Raw genomic sequence first — 14,166 nt, forward strand, 5'->3', positions numbered from 1 at the left:
CGATCTCCCGGTACATAGAACAACTGATCAAGTCCGCGCAACACGCGACGCCGCTCAAGAAAAGCCATTTTGTTTGCGTTGTCGGCGTGCATGCCGGCGAGTAATATCCACCGACGGCGTTGCGCAGGTGTGCCGGGCCGGCCCGCCCGCCGAACAGTCCAACAACATTGAGAGCAAGGAGTACGAGGTGGATATTCTGCGCAGTCTCCTGGGTATGCTGTTCCTGCTGCTGGTCGCCTATCTGCTGTCGAACAACCGGCGTGCGGTGAGCGGCCGGACCATGATCGCCGCGCTGTGCACACAGCTGGCCATCGGCGCGCTGGTGCTGTTCGTGCCGTCGGGCCGCACGGCGCTGGCGGCAGCCGCGAACGGCGTCAATCGCGTGCTCGACATGGGCAATCACGGCATCGCGTTCGTGTTCGGCGGGCTGGTCGACAGCCGGATGTTCCAGCTGTTCGGCGACGGCGGGTTCGTGTTCGGCCTGCGCGTGCTGCCGATGATCATCTTCGTGACCGCGCTGATCGCGGTGCTGTACTACATCGGCGTAATGAAGTGGATCGTTGCGATTCTCGGTGCGGCGCTCGCGAAATTGCTCGGCGTGAGCCGCATCGAGGCGTGCTCGGCGGTGGCGACGATCTTTCTCGGGCAAAGCGAGATGCCCGCGCTCGTGAAGCCGTTCGTGCGGAACATGACGAGCGCCGAGATCTTCACGGTGATGGCAAGCGGCATGGCGTCGGTCGCAGGCTCGGTGCTGGTCGGCTACGCCGGCCTCGGCGTGAGGATGGAATACCTGCTCGCCGCGTCGTTCATGGCGGTACCCGGCGGGCTGCTGTTCGGCAAGCTGCTGTATCCGACGGTCGAGCCGAGCCGCGTCGTGGTCGATGGGCTCGACTTCGACGACAAGCGGGCCGCCAACGTGATCGAGGCGGCGGCGTCCGGCGCGTCGGTCGGGCTGCGGATCGCGATCAACGTCGGCGCGATGCTGATCGCGTTCGTGGGGCTCATCGCGCTGATGAACCTCATCGTCGGCGGCGTGGCCGCGTTCGCGGGCTTTCCGCAGATCACGCTGGTCGGTATCATCGGCCACCTGTTCGCGCCGCTTGCGTGGATCATCGGCGTGCCGTGGCACGACGCGGCGCTGGCCGGCAACTTCATCGGCGAGAAGCTGATCTTCAACGAGTTCGTCGCGTATGGCGACCTGTCGCCGTACCTGAAGGGCGGCCCGCACGTCGCGGCCGCCGGCCTGCAGGTGCTCGACCCGAAGACGCTCGCGATCGTGTCGTTCGCGCTGTGCGGCTTCGCGAACTTCTCGTCGATCGCGATTCTCGCGGGCGGCTTCAGCGCGGTCGCGCCCGAGCGCCGCTCGGAAGTCGCGCGGCACGGCCTGCGCGCGCTGACTGCCGCGACGCTGTCGAACCTGATGAGCGCCGCGATCGCCGGCCTGTTCTTCTCGCTGCATTAAACCGTGCAGTAGACTCCGACCGATCGAGGAGAGGCAACGATGTTTTTACCGCAGGAATTCATTCGCCGGAAGCGCGACGGGCAACCGCTCGATCGTGACGGGATTGCCGCGTTCGTGCGCGGCGTGACCGACGGCAGCGTGACCGAGGGCCAGGTGGCCGCGTTTGCGATGGCCGTGTTCTTCAACGACCTGAACGTCGACGAGCGCGTCGCGCTGACGCTCGCGAAGCGCGACTCGGGCGACGTGCTCGACTGGCGTGCGCTCGATCTCGACGGACCGGTGATCGACAAGCATTCGACCGGCGGCGTCGGCGATGTCGTGTCGTTGATGCTCGGGCCGATGGTGGCCGCGTGCGGCGGCTACGTGCCGATGATCTCGGGGCGCGGGCTCGGCCATACCGGTGGCACGCTCGACAAGCTGAGCGCGATACCCGGTTACGACGTGACGCCCGATACGGACGCGTTTCGCCGCACGGTGCGCGACGTCGGCGTCGCGATCATCGGGCAGACCGCGCGGCTGGCGCCGGCCGACATGCGCATCTATGCGATTCGCGACGTGACGGCGACCGTCGAGTCGGTCGCGATGATCACCGCGTCGATCCTGTCGAAGAAGCTCGCGGCCGGACTCGACGGGCTCGTGATGGACGTCAAGGTCGGCTCCGGCGCATTCATGCCCACTGCGGAGCAATCGGCGGAACTGGCCCGCAGCATCGTCGACGTCGGCAACGGCGCGGGCATGAAGACGACCGCGATCCTCACCGACATGAACCAGTCGCTCGCACCGTGCGCGGGCAATGCGCTCGAAGTGGCGTGCGCGATCGACTACCTGACGGGCAAGTCGCGACCGGCGCGCCTGCATGACGTCACGATGGCACTGTCGGCGGAGCTGCTTGTCACCGGCGGGCTGGCACGCGACGTCGCGCAAGCGCGCGCGAAGTTGCAGCACGCGCTCGATTCGGGTGCGGCGGCGGAACGCTTCGCGAGGATGGTCACGGCGCTCGGCGGACCCGCGGACCTGCTCGACGCGCCGGCGCGTCATCTTGCACGGGCGGACGTGATCGTACCGGTTCCGTCGCGCGCGAGTGGCGTGGTGCAGCGAGTCGACTGCCGCGCGCTCGGGCTGGCGGTCGTCGCGCTTGGCGGCGGGCGCACACGTGCGGCGGATGCGATCGACTACAGTGTCGGCCTGACGGCGCTCGCGGAGATCGGGCAACGTGTCGATGCCGGCCAGCCGCTCGGTTATGTGCATGCCCGCGACGCCGCCGCCGCGGCGCACGCAGTGGATGCGATCCAGTGCAGCTACGTGCTGGGCGAAACGGGTGATGTGCCGCCGACGATTTATCAGCAGATCGGCTGACCGATCGCCGGTGCGGGCATCGGCGATCACTTCACTTCACGTCACGGGAGTATCGTGACGGCCGGGGTTTGGCCGCGCCGATACATCCCCGCACACAATCGAGGGCACGACGAGATGGAACGACACGAACTGATCGAAGCGGCGAAGGCGGCGCGCGAACGCGCGTATGCGCCGTATTCGCGCTTCAAGGTCGGCGCGGCGCTGCAGGCGCGCGACGGGACGATTTTTCACGGCTGCAACGTCGAGAACGCGTCCTACGGGCTCTGCAACTGCGCGGAACGTACGGCGATGTTTTCGGCCATCGCCGCCGGTTATCGTCCGGGGGATTTCACGCGGCTCGCGGTCGTCGGCGACACGGACGGCCCGATCGCGCCGTGCGGCGCGTGCCGTCAGGTGATCATCGAGGTCGGCACGCCCGACATCGAAGTGATCCTGGCCAACCTGAAAGGGGCCGTCGAGGTCACGACGGCCCATGCATTGCTGCCGGGCGCGTTCCGGTTGTAACGGCGCGCGCTTCTCACGTCACGCGCCATTCACGTTACGCGCCGTCGCGCGCGTCGCGGATCGGGATCACCGTGCGCGCACCGCACTGGCGCAGCAGGTCGCGCAACTCGTTGATGACCGGGAACACCTCGTGGTTCCAGTCGGCGCCCTGGCGATCGTGCGCTTCCTGCTCGCGCTCGACGATCCAGCGATCCTCGCGGAAGATGCGTTCGGTGAACCAGACGAGCAGCGGCCACGCGAGATCGAGCGCGAACGGGATGCCGGGCTTGTGGATCGACAGCAGTCCGAACGTGCGGTTGGTGCGCTGTTCGGCGTCGAGCGGCACGTAGACGATCCACAGGTCCATCACGAGCGTGCCTTCGCTCGAGCGGATCTGCAGCGTCTGGTACGGGTAGCCGGTGCGCACCGTCATCACGCTCTTGTCGGACTGGTCGGCCGTCTTCTTGCTCGCGCCGAACACGAGCGCCTCGCCGACCGGCTGCTTGCCTTCCATCCGCGCGAACGTGTAGTCGACTTCGACCCAGTCGTCGCCGCGGCGCCGGCCCAGCGAACGCGCGCGCATCTGTCCCATCTGCTTGCGATGCAGGAACTGATGGTTCATGTCCATCAGGTTCTCGTGCATGAACGAGTAGTGGCACTTGACCTCGCGGCCGAAGCGACGCGTCTTGTACGTGCGGTTTTCAGCCGATTCGAGTGCAGGAAACGGCCGTTCGCCGGCGAGCGTCGCGTCGCCCGGGAACACGAAGATCAGCCCGTGCGCCTCGCGGCATGGATACGCACGTACGCCGTTCGGCAAGCGCTCTCGGCCTAGATAGGGCACGTCGACGCATTGGCCGCTGTCGCACGCGTAGGTCCAGCCGTGATAGCAGCAGCGCAGCGTTTCGCCGCTTACGACGCCCGCGTGCAGCGGCACTTGGCGGTGCGCGCAACGATCCTCGAGCGCGTACACGGCGCCGGATTCGGTGCGCACGAGTACGATCGGATCGCCGGCGAAGCGCACGCCGAGCGTCTTGCCGCGTTTCAGCTCGCGCGACCACGCGAGCGGGTACCAGTGATCGGGATGAATCGGTACGCGGCGCAGGTCGCGCACGGCCGCGCCGGAAGAGGGTTCTCCAAGGGTGCCGCTGTCGGGGAAGGGCACTGCGCGCATGCGTGACGTCTCCGGGCTGGACTGGGATTCCGGGCGCCGCAAGACGCGGCGGGGATCTGGAGAAGTCTACGCGAAGTTGCCCGTCGCGGCGGACGCGATGCGGGTTTGCCCCGGCACGGCGGCCCCGGTTTCGTTGATGCAGCGCAAACCGGGTCGAAGGCGGCGCGCGCTGGCCGTGCGTGGCCGCGCGGGCCCCGGCCGCGCGGCGGGCGGCACCCCGTCACGCGGCCGCGTGACGGTCACGAGCGCGCATCGCGCCAAAGTATCGCGTCGGTGCGGTACAGCGCGGGGAAGTACTGCTTCAGCCCGACGATCTTCGGCATGTCGTTGTACGCGATGTACGGCGCGTCGGGATGCAGTTCGAGGTAGTTCTGGTGATAGGCCTCGGCCGGGTAGAACCCCTTGTAGTCCTCGACGCGCGTGACGACGGGCGCCGGAAACACGTGTGCGGTGCCGAGCTGCGCGATGTACGCGGTCGCGACCGCGCGTTGCTGCGCGGTGGTCGGGAAGATCGCCGACCGGTATTGCGAGCCTTCGTCGGGGCCCTGCCGGTTGAGCTCGGTCGGATCGTGGGCGACCGAGAAGAACACCTGCAGCAGCCGGCCGTACGTGATCTGGGTCGGGTCGTAGACGATGCGAACCGATTCCGCGTGGCCGGTCAGCCCCGAGCCGACGAGCGCATAGTGCGCGGTTTCGGATGCGCCGCCCGCATAGCCGGCCGTCACCTGCTTCACGCCCTTCACGTGCTCGAACACGCCTTGCACGCCCCAGAAGCAGCCGCCGGCGAGCACGGCCGTCTCGTCGTGCGATGCGCCAGGTGTTTCGTCGAGCGTCGGCGCGGGCACGGTGCGCATCGGCTCGGCGGAATTGACGATGCGCTGGTAGCCGAACACGGCGGCGGCCGCGACGGCGATGGCGCCGATGCGGCGCAGCATCGCCGTGCGCCGTTGCGGCGCGGAACCGCGTGGGGAGAGGGTATTCACGGTGCGCTCCTTTGGAAACCGGAATGGAAAGTGGGCGGCCTGGAGGCGGCGCCGGTGCGCCGCGTCCTGCCGGGATCAGCCGAACGTGAACGCATACGCATTCACGCCGGGATCGAGAAACTCGATTGCGAACGTGCGGTCGGCGATCGCGCCGGACTGCCGCACGAGCTGGTACAGACGTTGCCCGGTGACGGTGCCGTAGCCCTGCGCATCGACGTCGGTGCCATGCGCGGCGCCGGGCGCCGCGCCGTCGATCGTTACGCGAAACCGCACGGGCTGGCCGTTCGCGCCCGGGCCGAGCACGAGGTGCAGGTCGCGGGCGTGGAAGCGGTAGACGATCCGTCCCGACGGGGCGGCGAGCGACGCGCGTTCGGCGCCGACCTGCCACGTGCCGGCGAGGCCCCAGTCGTTGAGATCGGGGTGCGCCGGCGCGTCGTAGCGATGCGCTGCATCGCGCACGACGCCGCCCGGCGACGTGAAATCCTCAGCGCGTGCGTAGCCGACGTAGGTCTCGGGCGAGCGCACGTCCGCGCTGTCGGCCGCCGCGAGCGCACCCTTCGCGGGGGCGCCGGAGAGTCCGATCGGCACGTTCAGCGCTTCCGGATGGCCGGCTTCGGCAAGCAGCGACTGGATCGCGCGCTCCGATTGCGCGTATTCGCCTTCGCCGAAGTGGTGATGGCGGATGCGCCCTTGCGCGTCGATGAAGTAGTGCGCGGGCCAGTATTCGTTGCCGAACGCGCGCCAGATCGAATAACCGTTGTCGATCGCGACCGGGTAGTCGATGCCGAGGTCGTGCACGGCCTTCTTCACGTTGCCGATGTCGCGCTCGAACGCGAACTCCGGTGCGTGCACGCCGATCACGACGAGCCCGTACGGCGCGTACTTGCGTGCCCATGCGGTCGTGTACGGCAGCGTGCGCAGGCAGTTGATGCACGAGTAGGTCCAGAAATCGACCAGCACGACCTTGCCGCGCAGGCCGGCCGCCGTCAGCGGCGGCGAGTTCAGCCACTGCACCGCGCCGTCGAGCGGCGGCAGCGTGCCTTCGACGGGCAGCGCGGCCGGCGCATGCGTCGCATCCACCGCGCGCATCATCGCGCCGCCGGCCTGTTCGGCATCGGCTGTCGCGGCCATCATCGCGCCGCCCGAACCGTTCGCGGCGCCGTTTGCCGAGTTGTCCGCCGGGTTGCCCGCCGCGACCATCGCCGCCGGTGCGCCGTTCGAACGCCCGCCGAGCCGGTCGACGAGCTTCGTCTCGAGCCCGCCCGTCGTGGCGGTCGACAGTTGGGCCAGCGCGCCCGTATCGAGGCCGAGCGCGATCGCGCCGACGCCGGCCAGTAGCATCACGCCGATCCCGCGCTTGATCCATTCGCCGGCGCCGAGTGAGCGCTTCATCGCGGCGAACACCTTGCCGCCGATCACGAGCGCGACGCCGAGCGACGTCGCCGCGCCGGCCGCATACGCGACCAGCAGCAGCGTCGTGCCGACGCTTGCGCCGCGCAGCGCGGCGCCGGTCAGCACGAGCCCGAGGATCGGGCCCGCGCACGGCGCCCACAGCAGGCCGGTCGCGACGCCGAGCAGCAGCGACGACGCGGGGCCGGCCGGGCGGCCGTCGCGTTGCGCGAAGCCGGTGAGCCGGTTGCCGGCGGCGACGAGCGGGCGCGTCAGGTGCTCGGCGAGGCGTGGCATCAGCAGGGTCAGGCCGAATACCGCGAGCAGCACGATGGCGACCCAGCGGCCGGCCTGGTTGGCCTGCGCGACCCAGCCGCCGCCGACGGCGGCGAGCGTCGCGACGACGGCGAACGTGAGCGCCATGCCGGCGAGCAGCGGCAGGCCGGTGCGCACGAACGGCTGGTCGGCGCGCGCGAACACGAACGGCAGCACGGGCAGGATGCACGGGCTCAGGATCGTGAGCACGCCGCCGAGGTAGGCAAGGACGATGAGCAGCATGGTGCGTTCTCCAGTCGGTCGGGAGTGGGGCCGGATCAGGCGGCGGCAGGGTGGAAGGCGAGCGCGAGGCCGTTCATGCAGTAGCGCAGGCCGGTGGGCTGCGGGCCGTCGTCGAACACGTGGCCGAGGTGGCCGCCGCAGCGGCGGCAGTGCACTTCGGTGCGGATCATCCCGAACGACGCGTCGGTGGTGGTGGCGACCGCGTGGTCGAGCGGCTTCCAGAAGCTCGGCCAGCCCGTATGGCTGTCGAACTTGGTGGCCGACGAGAACAGCGCGAGGTTGCAGCCGGCACACGCGAACGTACCTTGCCGGTGCTCGTCGTTGAGCGGGCTGGTGTACGGCCGCTCGGTGCCGGCTTCGCGCAGGATCGTGTACTGGGCGGGCGTGAGCCGGCGATGCCACTCGGCGTCGCTGAGGGTGACCTCAAAAGGGGCGGCTGTCTGCGGGGTGGCCGGCGGCGCGGCGAACGCACGGCCGACCAGTGCGCGGCGGCCGACGGACGACAGCGTCGCGAGCACGGCGAGGCCGGTGGCGCCGGCGAACAGCAGATGTCTGCGGGTAGGCATGATGGGCTCCTGGCGGCAGGTCCTGAAAACATGCGCCCATCGTAGTCAGCGGCCGGTGTCGAAGTCCTCACGGAAAGTTAAATGAATTGTGAAGATTGGGGTGGTCTGTGGGGGGCGGTGGAATCCGTCGAAGGGTCGACTGGCAAAGGGGGGCGCGCTCGACAACGTGACGGTGAGTGCGTGCTACCGCAGGATCAGACGCTACAGATGCTGCGCTACGGCTCTGGCTACGTCCACCAGACTCGATGTGGCGATCAAGTGCTGGGCGACTTCGAGCGCGACGAGCTGCGTCGCTAAGTTATGCGCACGCAGCGGCGATTGACCGGGTGTTCTGCCTATGATCCGCTTGGTCGGAAGGTCTGGCAGTGGGGCGGTTCATCAATCAGGATCCGATCGGGTTGCCGGGCAGAGACAATCCGTACCGATACGCGTCGAATCGGACCGGCTGGATCGATCCGTGGGGATGGCGTGTTACACCTGCGGGTTCCCGCGGGGCCGCAGGTCAGCCTCCGCGTGCAAGCGCGACAATTACTGCCAAGGTTCTCGGCACGGGTACAGTCACGAAGGTATATACAAATGGCCAGAGAATCATAGGGCGACAATATTTTCAAAAAATAAAGGTTGAGGATGATGAGTGATGGTTTTGAGCATGCACGAAGCGCGCTGGGATCATTTATGTTGAAAATGAATCGATGGGAGAGGGACTTCTATCAAAAGAAGCGTAGTGCTTTGGACGGTGGCCTTGATGTAACTTCTCTCGACGAGCGCGCGCGGAAGCAACTTTTGGAAATCCTGGAGCAGTGGGCGTTTCAGGATAAAACGAATCAAGGTCGTTTAATTGACCTGGGTTGTTCGGACCCGCCAACGTACGATCCTGAAACTGACGTTGAAGATAGTGCGGAGTCAAGTGGTGGAGAAGTGGTTTTTACTTTTCACCAGACAGTTGGCTTGTTGACCGTATTCCGTTTCACCATGAAAAGAAGTGGCGAAGAATGGAAAATCAAGAAGAAGGATTTTTTGAACTATAAGGACAAGTGGCAGCGGTCAGCGCTGTAACCGCGCTGTTCGACCTGTTTCTCGGGTCGAGCCTTGTCAGGACAGGCACATATCCTGACGTGCGTCCTTGCAATCCGGGGGGCGGGGTTGCTCAGCGCGAATGAGCAAGTTCGTCCGGCACCACGGTGAAGAAATCGCGTACGCGAACAAGACGACGGGCAAGGCGCACAAATATGACCGTGCCTTTCGGCGTTGCGGCGACATCCCGTGCATCGCGACGAAATTTATCCATGAACGGAAAACTTTCGACGATTTTCGTCGAGAAACAGGGGAAGTCGGATTTTTTCGGTCGCAACGAGGCGATATGATTTCTCCAGCCCCAATATTCGTCAGCCGCCCATGAAGTGCGCCAGCATCGCTCTGACGCGGCACCGCAAGCACGAGAGAGTTGTATGCCGGACACGCCATTCGTCATCGCCGAACACGCCCGCAGGAGAGCCGCTCAGGTCCGGTCCGGCGACGTCCCCGCCGCCTTGCAGGACGGGCCCAAGTGGGTGTGTCGGATCGTGCCGGATCAGGCGCCGCTGTGCGGCGTCGAACACCGGTCAGCTGCAAGCATGGCCGGCATGCTCGGCCGGCTGAAGCCGGCGAACGTCCTGTTGACGGACCCGGTCGCGAGCGCCGACGGCTGGCTGGCGCGTTCTTCGACCGACAGGGGGGGGCGGTGTCGAGCCTATGCGCACGTCGGCGCGGACCGGATACTCGAGATGGTTGGAATGCCGGCGGTCGGCCCGTGGCTCGACGAGCGCGACACCTGGTGGCCCGGCGCGTACGAACTGCCACTGCTCGAGCAGTTATCCGCGAGCGGATCGCCGCTGCGCGAGCTGCTTGGCGCGACCGCATCCGCCCATCTGCTGATGAGCCTGACCGAAGTCGACGGCACCGCGCTCGTGACCGAATCGGACGATGGCGTCGAGCGTCCGTTTCGCATTCCCGCGGGCGTGGATACGATCCACTTCGCCCCCGTATGCATCCACGGCCCAGCGGCGCAGTGGCGCGAAACGCTCGTCACCGCGTTCGACCGCGTCCGGCATCTGGTCGGGATCAGATCGACTCGTCCTTTCTATCTTTGAAGCAAACACCCGTTCTCCGGCAAGCCACGCCATGACCGATCCACTCGACACCTTCGACCGCAAGATCCTGAATATCGTCCAGCGCGATTGCACCGCGACTGCGGATGCCATCGCCGAACGGATCGGCCTGTCCACGTCCGCCGTGCAGAAGCGGCTGAAGCGCATGCGCACCGAAAAGATCATCTCGGCAGAAATCGCAGTGGTCGATCGCGCGGCCGTCGGCCGGCCGATGACGTTCATTGCAGCGATCGAGATCGAACGCGAAAACTACGAGACGGTCGCCCGGTTCCGCGAGTGGTCGAAGGCGCACGATGAAATCCAGCAGATTTACTACGTGACCGGCTCCGTCGACCTGATCGCGATCATCACCGCACCCGACGTCGAGGCATACGACCGGTTGTCCGCGCGGATCATGCAGAGCAATCCGATGATTCGCCGGATCAACACGAATGTCGTGCTGAGCGCGCTCAAGGTCGGGTTGTTCGTGCCGGTCGACAAGGACGGCGACGACGCACCGTCCACGGCCTGACGAGGGCGGTTCGCGCGGCGACGGCCGATCCGTCCGTCCCGCGTGACAAACCGCAACGCGTGACTGCCCGAATCGGTCGAAACGCATAATTTGTCGATCAGTTCGCATAACTAACATGTTTCCTGTAGTCAATGAACAGGAGATGATCAAGATGGAACTCAAACTGGCATTGGTCGGCTTCGGCGGAGTCAATCAGGGACTGGTCGAACTGCTCAAGAAGAAACGCGCGCTGCTGGACGCATCGGGACTCGACGTGTCGGTGACGATGGTCGCCGATCTGCGGTTCGGGATCGCGACGAATCCTCGCGGCATCGCGCTGGATGTCCTCGACGAAACCGTCCGGCGGGGTGTCGACGCCGAAGCGCTCCGTCGCGATCCCGGCACGCTGGTGTCGCAGGACGTCGGTCTCGAGGCCGTGCTGAAGGCCATTGCGTCGGAGCACGTGGATGTCGTCGTCGAGGCGACCTTCACCGACCCGAACACTGGTGAGCCGGCACTGTCGCATTGCCGTACCGCCCTCGAATGCGGCAAGCACGTGATCACGACCAACAAGGGGCCGATCGCGCTCGCGCAGCCGGCGCTGGCACGGATCGCCGCGCAATCGGGCGCGTGCGTGATGTACGAGGGCACGGTGATGAGCGGCACGCCGGTGCTGCGGCAGCTCGTGACGTCGCTGCGTGGCTGCGACGTCAACGGCTTCGCCGGCATCCTGAACGGTACGTCGAACTACGTGCTCGGCGAGGTCGAGGCCGGCGCGAGCTTCGATGCGGCGATCCGGGATGCGCAGCAGCGCGGCTATGCGGAGGCGAACCCCGCGGCCGACGTCAACGGGTCGGACGTGCAGCTGAAGGTCGTGATTCTGGCGAACGCGCTGTGGAACGCCGGCCTCACGCGTGGCGATGTGACGTGCCGCGGCATCGTGGAGCTGACCGAGCACGACGTGCGCGCGGCGGCGGCGGAGCGCATGTCCTGGCGGTTGATCGGCTCGGCCGTCCGCCATCCGGACGGCACCGTGACCGCGAGCGTCGAGCCGCGCAAGCTGCCGGCCGGCCATCCGTTGCTTGCCGCGAGCGGCGTGACGAATGCGATCACGTTCGACACCGACGTGCTCGGCGGCGTGACGATCAGCGGGCCCGGTGCGGGGCGCGAGGAAACGGCGTTCGCGATCCTGTCCGACCTGATCGAACTCGCCGACAGGATCGGTGCCGTGTCGCACGAGGTGGCCGCATGAGCGCGCGCGATGCGGTGCTGACCGGCTGCACGGGGGCCGGCGTGGTCGATGTCCGGTCGCCGTATGACGGCGCGATCGTCGGCCAGGTTCGGCCGTCGTCCGTCGATGCGGCACCGGTCCTCGTCGAGCGCGCGCTCGAAGGGGCGCATGCGGCCGCGGCCATGCCGCGCAGCCGGCGGGCTGACATCCTGTTTCGCGCAGCAGCGATCGTCGAGGCGCGCACGGAGACGTTTGCACGCACGATCGCGCTCGAAGCGGGCAAGCCGTTACGGCAGGCCCGCAAGGAAGTCGCACGCTGCGTGAACACGCTGCGCCTGTCGGGCGAGGAGGCGAAACGGCTGACCGGCGAGACGATCCCGTTCGACGGCTATCCCGGCTCCGAGGATCGCAGCGGCTACTACACGCTGGAGCCGCTCGGCGTGATTCTCGCGATCACGCCGTTCAACGACCCGTTGAACCTCGTTGCACACAAGCTCGGGCCGGCGATTGCGACCGGCAATGCAGCGATCCTGAAGCCCTCGCTGCTTGCGCCGCTGTCCGCGCAGGCGCTCGTCGAGGTTCTGTGGGAAGCCGGTGCGCCGCGCGACGCGCTGCAGATCGTGCACGGCGGCGCGGAGATCGCGTCTGCGCTGGTGCGCGACCGGCGGATCCGGATGGTGACCTTTACCGGCGGTCCGGAGACTGGCGAGGCCATCACGCGCCAGGCGGGACTCAAGAAGATCGCGATGGACCTCGGCGGAAATGCGCCGGTGATCGTGATGGCCGACTGCGACCTGAAGGATGCCGCCGAAGCATGCGTGTCGGGTGCGTTCTGGGCAGCGGGACAGAACTGCATCGGCACGCAGCGGATCTTCGTCGCCGACGCCGCGTACGAGCCGTTCGTCCGCTACTTCGTCGAGCTGACCGGCAAGATGGTCGTGGGCGATCCACTGGACGACGCGACCGACATGGGACCGATGATCGGCGAGGAACAGGCGGCTCGCATCGAACACTGGGTCGACGAAGCGGTCGCCGGCGGTGCGACGGTGTTGAGCGGCCATCGGCGGCGCGGTGCGCTGTATGAACCGACGGTGCTCGTGGATGTGCCGCGCGACGCGCGCATATGGACCGACGAGGTATTCGCGCCGGTCGTGACGATCGAGAAATTCACCGACCTGGAGCAGGCGCTCGACGCCGCCAATGCGTCGGAGAGCTGCCTGCATGCAGGCGTGTTTACCAACCGCCTGGAGGTCGCGCTCGGCGCGGCGGAGCGGCTGCAGGCGGGCGGCGTGATGATCAACGATTCGTCCGACTACCGCTTCGACGGCATGCCGTTCGGCGGCTTCAAGCATGGGTCGCTGGGCCGCGAAGGTGTCCGGTTCGCGATGACGGAAATGACGCAGCCGAAGGTGGTCTGCTTCAGGCGCAACCGGCGGCTGTCGAGCTGATGCGCGAGCGCCGGCACATGACGGGCCGGCGCGGCGCGAACCGGAGCGGTGTGTGTGCAACGTAGCGGAGAAGGAGTCGAGGATGCCAGTAGCAATTCCTGCATGCAAGCCGGCGGTGGACGCGCTGGTGGTCGAGGATATTCACAAGTCGTTCGGCGGTGTCGAGGTGCTGAAGGGCATCTCGCTGACCGCGCGGAATCACGAGGTCGTGTCGATCCTCGGCAGCAGCGGGTCGGGCAAGAGTACGTTCCTCAGGTGCATCAACTTGCTGGAAATGCCCGACCGTGGCCGGATCTGCGTGAACGGCGAAACGCTCGCGCTGAAGCCGGCGGGCCGCGACGGCGCGCTTGTCGCCGCCGACGCGCAGCAGGTGATGCGCGTGCGCCGCAAGCTCGCGATGGTGTTCCAGCAGTTCAATCTCTGGGCGCACATGACGGTGCTGCAGAACGTGATGTTCGTGCCGGTGCGCGTGCTGGGCGTACCGAAGCGCGACGCACGCGACAAGGCGATCGCGATGCTCGAACGGGTCGGGCTCGCCGGCAAGTGCGAACACTATCCGAACCAGCTGTCGGGCGGCCAGCAGCAGCGTGTGGCGATTGCACGTGCACTCGCGACCGATCCCGACGTGATGCTGTTCGACGAACCGACGTCGGCGCTCGATCCCGAGCTCGTCGGCGAAGTATTGAAGGTGATGCGCTCGCTGGCCGACGAGGGGCGCACGATGCTTGTCGTCACACACGAGATGGGTTTTGCGCGCGAAGTCGCGAACCGCGTCGTGTTCGTCCACCAGGGACGAATCGAGGAGGACGGCAGTCCCGACGAGGTGTTCGCGAGCCAGAAATCGCCGCGCTTCCAGAAGTTTCTGTCCAGCATCATCTGATG

Annotated in this window: 14 protein-coding genes; 9 read left to right on the top strand and 5 right to left on the bottom strand. The window is 66.9% G+C overall.

Going from position 1 to position 14,166, the window contains the following annotated elements; all coding sequences use genetic code 11:
- The first annotated feature begins 187 nt into the window (after nucleotides 1-187).
- The 3 genes from LGN19_RS29115 (at nucleotide 188) to LGN19_RS29125 (ending at nucleotide 3,322) form a co-directional block, all read left to right on the top strand.
- The gene (locus LGN19_RS29115; protein ID WP_226218574.1) at nucleotides 188-1,462 is read left to right on the top strand and encodes a NupC/NupG family nucleoside CNT transporter; all 1,275 of its coding nucleotides are present in this window, start codon (nucleotides 188-190) and stop codon (nucleotides 1,460-1,462) included.
- A 39-nt stretch (nucleotides 1,463-1,501) separates the two neighbouring features.
- On the top strand, nucleotides 1,502-2,818 hold the full coding sequence (deoA, locus tag LGN19_RS29120) for a thymidine phosphorylase (RefSeq protein ID WP_174957607.1): 1,317 nt from the start codon (nucleotides 1,502-1,504) through the stop codon (nucleotides 2,816-2,818).
- Between the two features lie 114 nt (nucleotides 2,819-2,932).
- The gene (locus tag LGN19_RS29125) at nucleotides 2,933-3,322 is read left to right on the top strand and encodes a cytidine deaminase (RefSeq protein WP_122950299.1); all 390 of its coding nucleotides are present in this window, start codon (nucleotides 2,933-2,935) and stop codon (nucleotides 3,320-3,322) included.
- Nucleotides 3,323-3,356: 34 nt separating this feature from the next.
- Here the strand turns inward: LGN19_RS29125 and LGN19_RS29130 are convergent, their stop codons facing one another.
- The 4 genes from LGN19_RS29130 to msrB form a co-directional block, all read right to left on the bottom strand.
- Nucleotides 3,357-4,472 (bottom strand): aromatic ring-hydroxylating oxygenase subunit alpha, encoded by a 1,116-nt coding sequence (locus LGN19_RS29130; RefSeq protein ID WP_226218576.1) that lies wholly within the window; start codon nucleotides 4,470-4,472, stop codon nucleotides 3,357-3,359.
- A 239-nt stretch (nucleotides 4,473-4,711) separates the two neighbouring features.
- Complete coding sequence (msrA, locus tag LGN19_RS29135) at nucleotides 4,712-5,407, bottom strand: peptide-methionine (S)-S-oxide reductase MsrA (RefSeq protein WP_226218765.1); 696 nt, start codon at nucleotides 5,405-5,407, stop codon at nucleotides 4,712-4,714.
- Nucleotides 5,408-5,530: 123 nt separating this feature from the next.
- A complete protein-coding gene (locus tag LGN19_RS29140) occupies nucleotides 5,531-7,402 on the bottom strand; it encodes a cytochrome c biogenesis protein DipZ (RefSeq protein WP_226218577.1) in 1,872 nt (623 codons plus the stop codon).
- Nucleotides 7,403-7,437: 35 nt separating this feature from the next.
- Nucleotides 7,438-7,968: a peptide-methionine (R)-S-oxide reductase MsrB gene (msrB, locus tag LGN19_RS29145; protein ID WP_122950303.1), complete on the bottom strand. Its 531-nt coding sequence runs from the start codon at nucleotides 7,966-7,968 to the stop codon at nucleotides 7,438-7,440.
- 630 nt (nucleotides 7,969-8,598) lie between these two features.
- On the opposite strand from msrB, the gene LGN19_RS29155 reads away from it, so the two are divergent.
- The gene (locus tag LGN19_RS29155; RefSeq protein WP_226218579.1) at nucleotides 8,599-9,024 is read left to right on the top strand and encodes an NTF2 fold immunity protein; all 426 of its coding nucleotides are present in this window, start codon (nucleotides 8,599-8,601) and stop codon (nucleotides 9,022-9,024) included.
- 91 nt (nucleotides 9,025-9,115) lie between these two features.
- Here the strand turns inward: LGN19_RS29155 and LGN19_RS29160 are convergent, their stop codons facing one another.
- Entirely contained in the window at nucleotides 9,116-9,439 is a 324-nt protein-coding gene (locus LGN19_RS29160; RefSeq protein WP_226218580.1) for a hypothetical protein, read from the bottom strand.
- Here LGN19_RS29160 and LGN19_RS29165 point away from each other — a divergent pair.
- The 5 genes from LGN19_RS29165 to LGN19_RS29185 all read left to right on the top strand — a co-directional run bounded on the left by LGN19_RS29165 (nucleotide 9,417) and on the right by LGN19_RS29185 (nucleotide 14,164).
- On the top strand, nucleotides 9,417-10,097 hold the full coding sequence (locus LGN19_RS29165; RefSeq protein WP_226218582.1) for a hypothetical protein: 681 nt from the start codon (nucleotides 9,417-9,419) through the stop codon (nucleotides 10,095-10,097). The genes LGN19_RS29160 and LGN19_RS29165 overlap by 23 nt on opposite strands.
- 31 nt (nucleotides 10,098-10,128) lie before the next feature.
- On the top strand, nucleotides 10,129-10,626 hold the full coding sequence (locus tag LGN19_RS29170; RefSeq protein ID WP_226218583.1) for an Lrp/AsnC family transcriptional regulator: 498 nt from the start codon (nucleotides 10,129-10,131) through the stop codon (nucleotides 10,624-10,626).
- A gap of 151 nt (nucleotides 10,627-10,777) precedes the next feature.
- On the top strand, nucleotides 10,778-11,857 hold the full coding sequence (locus LGN19_RS29175; protein WP_226218585.1) for a homoserine dehydrogenase: 1,080 nt from the start codon (nucleotides 10,778-10,780) through the stop codon (nucleotides 11,855-11,857).
- Entirely contained in the window at nucleotides 11,854-13,284 is a 1,431-nt protein-coding gene (locus tag LGN19_RS29180) for an aldehyde dehydrogenase family protein (RefSeq protein WP_226218587.1), read from the top strand. Before LGN19_RS29175 ends, LGN19_RS29180 begins: the two co-directional genes overlap by 4 nt.
- 82 nt (nucleotides 13,285-13,366) lie before the next feature.
- A complete protein-coding gene (locus LGN19_RS29185; protein WP_226218588.1) occupies nucleotides 13,367-14,164 on the top strand; it encodes an ABC transporter ATP-binding protein in 798 nt (265 codons plus the stop codon).
- The last annotated feature ends 2 nt before the right edge of the window (nucleotides 14,165-14,166 follow it).

Source organism: Burkholderia sp. AU30198, assembly GCF_020419825.1.
Taxonomy (GTDB): domain Bacteria; phylum Pseudomonadota; class Gammaproteobacteria; order Burkholderiales; family Burkholderiaceae; genus Burkholderia.

Coding starts and splice junctions, on each gene's coding strand:
- LGN19_RS29140 (WP_226218577.1), bottom strand. CDS start 7,402: ATGCTGCTCATCGTCCTTGCCTACCTCGGCGGCGTGCTCACGATCCTG.
- LGN19_RS29175 (WP_226218585.1), top strand. CDS start 10,778: ATGGAACTCAAACTGGCATTGGTCGGCTTCGGCGGAGTCAATCAGGGA.
- LGN19_RS29185 (WP_226218588.1), top strand. CDS start 13,367: ATGCCAGTAGCAATTCCTGCATGCAAGCCGGCGGTGGACGCGCTGGTG.
- LGN19_RS29160 (WP_226218580.1), bottom strand. CDS start 9,439: ATGACGAATGGCGTGTCCGGCATACAACTCTCTCGTGCTTGCGGTGCC.
- LGN19_RS29125 (WP_122950299.1), top strand. CDS start 2,933: ATGGAACGACACGAACTGATCGAAGCGGCGAAGGCGGCGCGCGAACGC.
- LGN19_RS29155 (WP_226218579.1), top strand. CDS start 8,599: ATGAGTGATGGTTTTGAGCATGCACGAAGCGCGCTGGGATCATTTATG.
- LGN19_RS29165 (WP_226218582.1), top strand. CDS start 9,417: ATGCCGGACACGCCATTCGTCATCGCCGAACACGCCCGCAGGAGAGCC.
- deoA (WP_174957607.1), top strand. CDS start 1,502: ATGTTTTTACCGCAGGAATTCATTCGCCGGAAGCGCGACGGGCAACCG.
- LGN19_RS29170 (WP_226218583.1), top strand. CDS start 10,129: ATGACCGATCCACTCGACACCTTCGACCGCAAGATCCTGAATATCGTC.
- msrB (WP_122950303.1), bottom strand. CDS start 7,968: ATGCCTACCCGCAGACATCTGCTGTTCGCCGGCGCCACCGGCCTCGCC.
- msrA (WP_226218765.1), bottom strand. CDS start 5,407: ATGCTGCGCCGCATCGGCGCCATCGCCGTCGCGGCCGCCGCCGTGTTC.
- LGN19_RS29180 (WP_226218587.1), top strand. CDS start 11,854: ATGAGCGCGCGCGATGCGGTGCTGACCGGCTGCACGGGGGCCGGCGTG.
- LGN19_RS29130 (WP_226218576.1), bottom strand. CDS start 4,472: ATGCGCGCAGTGCCCTTCCCCGACAGCGGCACCCTTGGAGAACCCTCT.